Annotated in this window: 6 protein-coding genes; all 6 read right to left on the bottom strand. The window is 72.0% G+C overall.

All coding sequences use genetic code 11. The features are described 5' to 3' along the window. Positions 1-96: 96 nt before the first annotated feature. The 6 genes from AB0D46_RS38140 to mihF all read right to left on the bottom strand — a co-directional run bounded on the left by AB0D46_RS38140 (position 97) and on the right by mihF (position 6,425). Entirely contained in the window at positions 97-2,196 is a 2,100-nt protein-coding gene (locus tag AB0D46_RS38140) for a primosomal protein N' (protein WP_362884655.1), read from the bottom strand. A gap of 90 nt (positions 2,197-2,286) precedes the next feature. Further along, on the bottom strand, positions 2,287-3,495 hold the full coding sequence (gene metK, locus AB0D46_RS38135; protein WP_362884653.1) for a methionine adenosyltransferase: 1,209 nt from the start codon (positions 3,493-3,495) through the stop codon (positions 2,287-2,289). A gap of 194 nt (positions 3,496-3,689) precedes the next feature. After that, positions 3,690-4,916: a bifunctional phosphopantothenoylcysteine decarboxylase/phosphopantothenate--cysteine ligase CoaBC gene (gene coaBC, locus AB0D46_RS38130; RefSeq protein ID WP_362884651.1), complete on the bottom strand. Its 1,227-nt coding sequence runs from the start codon at positions 4,914-4,916 to the stop codon at positions 3,690-3,692. Between the two features lie 137 nt (positions 4,917-5,053). Then, entirely contained in the window at positions 5,054-5,326 is a 273-nt protein-coding gene (gene rpoZ, locus AB0D46_RS38125; protein WP_004948662.1) for a DNA-directed RNA polymerase subunit omega, read from the bottom strand. A gap of 150 nt (positions 5,327-5,476) precedes the next feature. Further along, complete coding sequence (gmk, locus tag AB0D46_RS38120) at positions 5,477-6,040, bottom strand: guanylate kinase (RefSeq protein ID WP_362884650.1); 564 nt, start codon at positions 6,038-6,040, stop codon at positions 5,477-5,479. 61 nt (positions 6,041-6,101) lie between these two features. Next, positions 6,102-6,425: an integration host factor, actinobacterial type gene (gene mihF, locus AB0D46_RS38115; RefSeq protein WP_362884649.1), complete on the bottom strand. Its 324-nt coding sequence runs from the start codon at positions 6,423-6,425 to the stop codon at positions 6,102-6,104. Positions 6,426-6,880 lie beyond the last annotated feature (455 nt).

Below are 6,880 nucleotides of genomic sequence, written 5' to 3'. Positions count from 1 at the left end.
GGCGAGCGGGCGCTGGTACGGGTCCCGCCCGGGAGCGGGGCCGCGCTGGCCGCCGCCCTCAAGTCGGCGCAGCCCGCCCCTCTGCCCCGCCGCCGGTCAGCCGATGTCCGGCGGGTCGATGCGGACCCGGATCGCCTCCGCCGCCGGTACCCCGCGTGCCATCCGGGCGGCCTGCGCCGACTTGAGGGCGGCGGCCAGCGCGGCCCCGCTCCCGGGCGGGACCCGTACCAGCGCCCGCTCGCCTGGCGAGGGCTCCCCGCGCCGGCCGGGCAGCGGCACCGGGCCCAGGACCTCCGCGTCGGGCGGCAGGGCGGCGGCCGTGAGGAAGGCCTCCAGGGCGTCCCCCCGGCCGGCCACGGCGGCCATCCGGGACACCGGCGGGAACCCCAACTGGGCGCGCTCCGCGAGTTCCCGTACCGCGTGCCCCACCGGGTCCCAACGGACCAGGGCCTGCACGGGCCGCAGCGTCGGCTCGGCGACCACCACCACCTGCCCGTCCGCCCGTACCAGGGACGAGGCGGCGATCCAGCGGCGCAGCGCCTCCTCCCCCGCCCGCAGGTCGGGCCGGGTCAGCATGGCCCAGCCGTCGAGGAGCAGGGCGGCCGCGTATCCGGCGCCCGTCGCCACCGGTTCGGCGCCCGGCGTGCACACCACGAGGGCGGGCCGGTCCGGCACCTCGTCCAGGACGTGGTCGCGCCCGGAGGTGCGTACGGGTACGGCCGGAAAGGCCCGCCCGAGCTCTTCGGCGGTCCGCCGGGCGCCCACCACCTGGGCCCGCAGCCGGAACCCGCCGCACTCCTCGCAGTGCCAGGCCGGCTCCGCGCGCCCGCACCACCCGCAGTACAGATCCCGTTGGTCGGGCGCCTCCAGCGGTCCCGCGCACACCGTGCAGCGGGCCGGGGCGCGGCAGCGTTCGCAGGCCAGGCGTGGCACGTAGCCGCGCCGCGGCACCTGGACCAGGACGGGGCCGGACTTGAGGCCCTCCCGGACGGTTTCCCAGGCCAGGCTCGGCAGTCGCGCGGCCCGGGCCGCGCCGTCGCGGGCGAGGAGTTCGTCGCCCACGGTCCGGATCTTGGGCACCGCGGCGCGCACGGTCGCCCGGTCGGCGGTCAGCGGCCGGGCCCACCCGGACTCGACCAGTTGGGCGGCCTCGACGGTGCAGCTGGTGCTGCCGGCGAGGAAGGCGCAGCCGTCGGTGACCGCCCGCAGTTCGAGTACCTCCCGGACGTGCGGGAAGGGGGCGTGGTCGTCGGAGTGGCTGGAGTCGCCGTCGTCCCAGACGGCGACGAGCCCGAGGTCCCGTACGGGGGCGAACATCGCGGCCCGGGTACCGACGACGGCGCGCACGGAACCCCGGCTGACCGCCAACCACTGCCGGTAGCGCTTCTCGGGGCCGGATTCGGCGGTGAGCAGCGCGTGCCGACCTTCGCCGAGCAGGGCGGTGAGTGCCGCGTCGACCCGGGAGGCGGTCCGCCCGTCGGGGACGACGGCGAGGGCGCCGCGACCGGAGGCGAGGGTGGCCGCCATGGCGCGGGCCAGTTCGTCCGCCCAGCCGGGGCCGGGCAGGGCCGTCCAGACGGCGCGGGGGGTGCCGCCGCCGGCGAGGGCGCGCAGGAAGCCGGGGCCGGCGCCGTAGCGCTCCCAGCCCGCGGGGTCGGGCGCGGGGGGCGGGGGCAGCGGCTCGGGCGAGGGCTTGGCCTCGGCGCGGGCGTTGCGCGGGGGCAGGGCGAGCTGGAGGACGTCGGCGAGGCTGCCCGCGTACCGGTCGGCGACGGCCTGGGTCAGGGCCAGCATGCGGGGGCCGAGGACCACCTCGGGCGAGACGACCTGGGCCAGGGCGGCCAGGGCCCCGTCGTAGTCGGACTCGGCGCGCCGCTCGACGATGAACCCGTCGATGAGGCCGCCGCCCTCGCGGCGCCCGCCGTGCACCCGGTGGGCGCCGGCGCCGAACCGGACGCGGACGCGGACGCCGGGCTGCGCCACCTCGGCGAGTTCGGCGGGCACGGCGTAGTCGAACGGCCGGTCGAGGTGCAGGACGCCCTTGTTGACGAGGACCCGGGCGACCGGGAGTTCCTCGGCGAGGGCCGCTCCGCGCCAGGTCCGCGGTTTGGCCTTGGGGGCCTTGGCCTTCGCCTCGGCGACCATCTCCCGGATCAGGGCGAGCTGTTCCGGCGGGGAATCGTTCGCGCTGCTCACCCTGCATTCTTACCAAATGACACCGACAGCGAACGGCCCCGGACCGACGGGTCCGGGGCCGTTCGTCAGGTGCGGTACCCCGCGGGTCGCCTACAGACCGGCGGCGGCGCGCAGGGCGTCGACGCGGTCGGTGCGCTCCCAGGTGAAGTCGGGGAGTTCGCGGCCGAAGTGGCCGTACGCGGCGGTCTGCGCGTAGATCGGGCGCAGCAGGTCCAGGTCGCGGATGATCGCGGCCGGGCGGAGGTCGAAGACCTGGCCGATGGCGTCCTCGATCTTCTGGACGTCGACCTTGGCGGTGCCGAAGGTCTCCACGAACAGGCCGACGGGCTCGGCCTTGCCGATCGCGTACGCGACCTGGACCTCGCAGCGCGAGGCCAGCCCGGCCGCGACGACGTTCTTCGCGACCCAACGCATGGCGTACGCGGCGGAACGGTCGACCTTGGACGGGTCCTTGCCGGAGAAGGCGCCGCCGCCGTGGCGGGCCATGCCGCCATAGGTATCGATGATGATCTTGCGGCCGGTCAGGCCGGCGTCGCCCATCGGGCCGCCGATCTCGAAGCGACCGGTCGGGTTCACCAGCAGCCGGTAGCCCTCGGTGTCCAGCTTGATGCCGTCCTCGACGAGCTGCGCCAGCACGTGCTCGACGACGAACTCGCGGATGTCGGGCGCGAGCAGCGAGTCCAGGTCGATGTCCGCGGCGTGCTGCGAGGACACGACGACGGTGTCGAGGCGGACGGCCTTGTCCCCGTCGTACTCGATGGTGACCTGGGTCTTGCCGTCGGGACGCAGGTACGGGATGGTCCCGTTCTTGCGGACCTCGGACAGGCGGCGGGAGAGCTTGTGCGCGACGTGGATCGGCAGCGGCATCAGCTCGGGGGTCTCGTCGCAGGCGTAGCCGAACATCAGGCCCTGGTCGCCGGCGCCCTGCTTGTCGAGCTCGTCCTCGTCGCCCTCGACCCGCTTCTCGTACGCGGTGTCGACGCCCTGCGCGATGTCCGGGGACTGCGCGCCGATGGACACCGAGACGCCGCAGGAGGCGCCGTCGAAGCCCTTCTTCGAGGAGTCGTAGCCGATCTCCAGGATCTTCTCGCGGACGAGCTGCGCGATCGGCGCGTACGCCTTCGTCGTCACCTCGCCGGCGATGTGCACGAGACCGGTCGTGATGAGAGTCTCCACGGCCACACGCGAGGTGGGGTCCTCGGTGAGGAGCGCGTCGAGGATCGTGTCGCTGATCTGGTCAGCGATCTTGTCGGGGTGACCCTCGGTCACGGACTCCGAGGTGAACAAGCGACGGGACACAACGCTCCCTGGGGTTGCAGCGGCTGCTGGCTGATCATTTGGCGGAACCACATCGGGGGCTGCGCCCGATCACGTTCCTGGTGCAGTTTATCGGTCGCCACCGTTTGCCGGACCACCCGTCTCGCCTTATGGGAGCCATGTGACCTGCGGCACTCCATTCTTACGCACCGGGCGTCCCGCGAAAAGGGCGACGCTCAGTCGCGTCCGGCGGCCCGCGCGGGCGCGAGCCTCGGGACGACCTGGTCCCAGATCATGTCCGCCAAGGCTTCCTTCGGACCATGGGGAACCGGGGTCTCGGCGCCGTCGGAGGCGAGGATGACGGCCTCGTTCTCCTCCGAACCGAAGGTCTTGCTCTCCCCCACCTCGTTGACCACGAGGAGGTCGCACCCCTTGCGGCGGAGCTTCGCGCGGCCGTTGGCGAGGACGTCGTCGGTCTCGGCGGCGAAGCCGACGACGACCTGGCCGGCCGTCGCCCGCTCGGCGGAGATCTCCGCCAGCACGTCGGGATTGCGTACGAGCGCCACCGGCTCGGGCTCCCGCCCGTCCTGCTTCTTGATCTTCCCGTCCGCGTACCGGGCGGGCCGGAAGTCCGCGACGGCCGCCGCCATCACCACGGCATCGGCGTCGCCGACCGCCTTGAGCACCGCTTCCCGCAGCTGGAGGGCCGTGCCCACGCGGACGACGTCCGCCCCGGCCGGGTCGGCGAGGGCCGTGTTGGCGGCGATCAGGGTGACCCGCGCGCCCCGGGCGACGGCGGTCCGGGCGAGGGCGTAGCCCTGCTTGCCGGAGGAGCGGTTGCCGAGGAAGCGGACGGGGTCCAGGGGCTCGCGCGTCCCACCGGCGCTGATCACGACGTGCCGGCCGGCGAGGTCCGGCTCGCCGACGCCCCGGGCCAGGACCGTGCGGCAGACCTCGAAGATCTCCTCCGGGTCGGGCAGCCGCCCCTTGCCGGTGTCCTTGCCGGTGAGCCGGCCGACGGCGGGCTCGATGACGAGGGCGCCGCGCCTGCGCAGCGTGGCGACGTTCTCCTGGGTGGCGGGGTGCTCCCACATCTCGGTGTGCATCGCGGGCGCGAAGACGACCGGACAGCGGGCCGTGAGCAGCGTGTTCGTGAGCAGGTCGTCGGCCAGCCCGTGGGCGGCCTTGGCCAGCATGTCGGCGGTGGCCGGGGCGACGACGACGAGGTCGGCGGACTGGCCGATGCGTACGTGGGGCACCTCGTGGACGGTCTCCCAGACCTGCGTGGAGGCCGGGTTTCCGGACAGCGCGGCCCAGGTGGCCTCGCCGACGAAGTTCAGGGACGCCGCCGTCGGCACCACCCGTACGTCGTGTCCGGACTCGGTCAGCCGGCGCAGCAGTTCGCAGGCCTTGTAGGCGGCGATCCCGCCGCTGACCCCCAGCACGACCTTCGGCTTACCCACCACGCACTTCCGTTCAGGATCGATCTGTCGGTGACGCCCGTCGGACCCGTCGGACCCGTGAGGCCCGTCCGACCCTACGACACACCACAGGCCCGGCAGATGTCCTGCCGGGCCTGTGGTGAAGGAATCTCGGTGCCTTACTGAGCCGGGGCCTCGATGGCCTCGGAGGTCAGCAGACCCGCGTTGATCTCGCGCAGCGCGATCGAAAGCGGCTTCTCGTGGACGTGGGTGTCCACCAGCGGGCCGACGTACTCCAGCAGGCCCTCGCCCAGCTGGGAGTAGTACGCGTTGATCTGACGCGCGCGCTTGGCCGCGTAGATCACGAGGCTGTACTTCGAGTCCGTGGCCTCGAGCAGCTCGTCGATCGGCGGGTTGATGATGCCCTCGGGCGCAGTGATGGAAGAGGACACGCTCTACCTTCCGAAGATGGGTGATTGATCGAACGATCAAGAACTGACCGCGACCACAGGGTGGATCACATGCTCGATCGCGAAGTGGATCGCACGTTGAAAGACATGCCGCCGATCAACCATCGATCGACGCAATCAATCGATCAACGATCAGACGACATTCATCAAGGCTAGCAGCTCGCGCGCCACGTCCTCGACGGAGGTGTTGACCAGGGTGGTGTCGAACTCGGATTCGGCAGCGAGTTCGATCTTGGCGGTGGCGAGACGGCGCTCGATGACCTCCGCGGTCTCGGTGCCGCGGCCGGTGAGCCGGCGGACCAGTTCGTCCCAGCTCGGAGGGGCCAGGAAGACGAGCTGGGCGTCGGGCTTGGACTCGCGGACGAGCCGGGCGCCCTGGAGGTCGATCTCCAGCAGTACGGGCTCGCCGTTGTCCAGGCGTTCCAGCACCGCGCCGCGCGGTGTGCCGTAGCGGTTGCCCGCGAACTCGGCCCACTCCAGCAGCTCGCCGTTGGCGATCAGCTTGTCGAACTCGTCGTCGTTGACGAAGAAGTAGTGGACTCCGTGTCGCTCACCCGGCCGCGGCTTGCGGGTGGTGGCCGACACCGAGAGCCATACCTCGGGGTGGACTGTACGCATATGCGCGACGACCGTGCTCTTGCCGACCCCCGAGGGGCCGGAGAGCACGGTCAGCCGCGGACGAACCTCTGCTGCCATAGAGCGATTATCCAGCTTCTCGGGACTGCCTGAGAACGCCGGGAGAACTTCGGGCAACGCCTCAGGCGTTGCTACCGCCGAACTCACGCTCCAGAGAGGCGATCTGGTTGGAACCGAGACCTCGGACACGCCGGGACTCGGAGATGCCGAGGCGCTCCATGATCTGCTTGGCGCGGACCTTGCCGACGCCGGGCAGCGACTCCAGAAGGGCGGAGACCTTCATCTTGCCGATGACGTCGTTCTCCTGACCCATCTTGATGACGTCGTGGAGAGTGGCGCCGGAGTGCTTGAGTCGATTCTTCACCTCGGCCCGCTCCCGGCGAGCCGCGGCGGCCTTTTCGAGCGCTGCTGCGCGCTGTTCAGGGGTAAGGGGCGGAAGAGCCACGCCTACGTCACCTCGGATGTCGAACTGTCGGATACGGACCGGCACGGAGCCCCAGGGCACCACGCCGGGCGAGCCCCCGAACAGCGACAAAATTCGTTCGCTGCTCGTTCACTCTGGTCGGAGACTAGCGGCCAAGGCCGCTCCAGTCAGCGAGAACGGACGAAAAGTCCTGGTCAGCCTCCACTGAACCGTACATCACGGACAAAATACCCCGGTTTTGTCCGGGGAAAGGCGTTCGAATTTCGTCAGGCCGTGCCACGAAGCCCGCCGGCGGCGTCGATGAAGCCCATCGGTTCCGTGTTCCGGGACGGCCGTACGTGACCTTGCCCACCCGGGGACGACGGTGGGGCCGGACCGCTGGAAAAGCGGTAACCGCCCCCCCCCGAACGCGGGGGACCCCCGCCCCAACCCCCCACCGCCGCCCCGGGCCCCGGCGACCCCCGCCCACCCCCCCC

The sequence above is a fragment of the Streptomyces sp. NPDC048383 genome (assembly GCF_040651775.1).
Taxonomy (GTDB): domain Bacteria; phylum Actinomycetota; class Actinomycetes; order Streptomycetales; family Streptomycetaceae; genus Streptomyces.
This window is presented reverse-complemented; position numbering and strand designations above follow the sequence as displayed.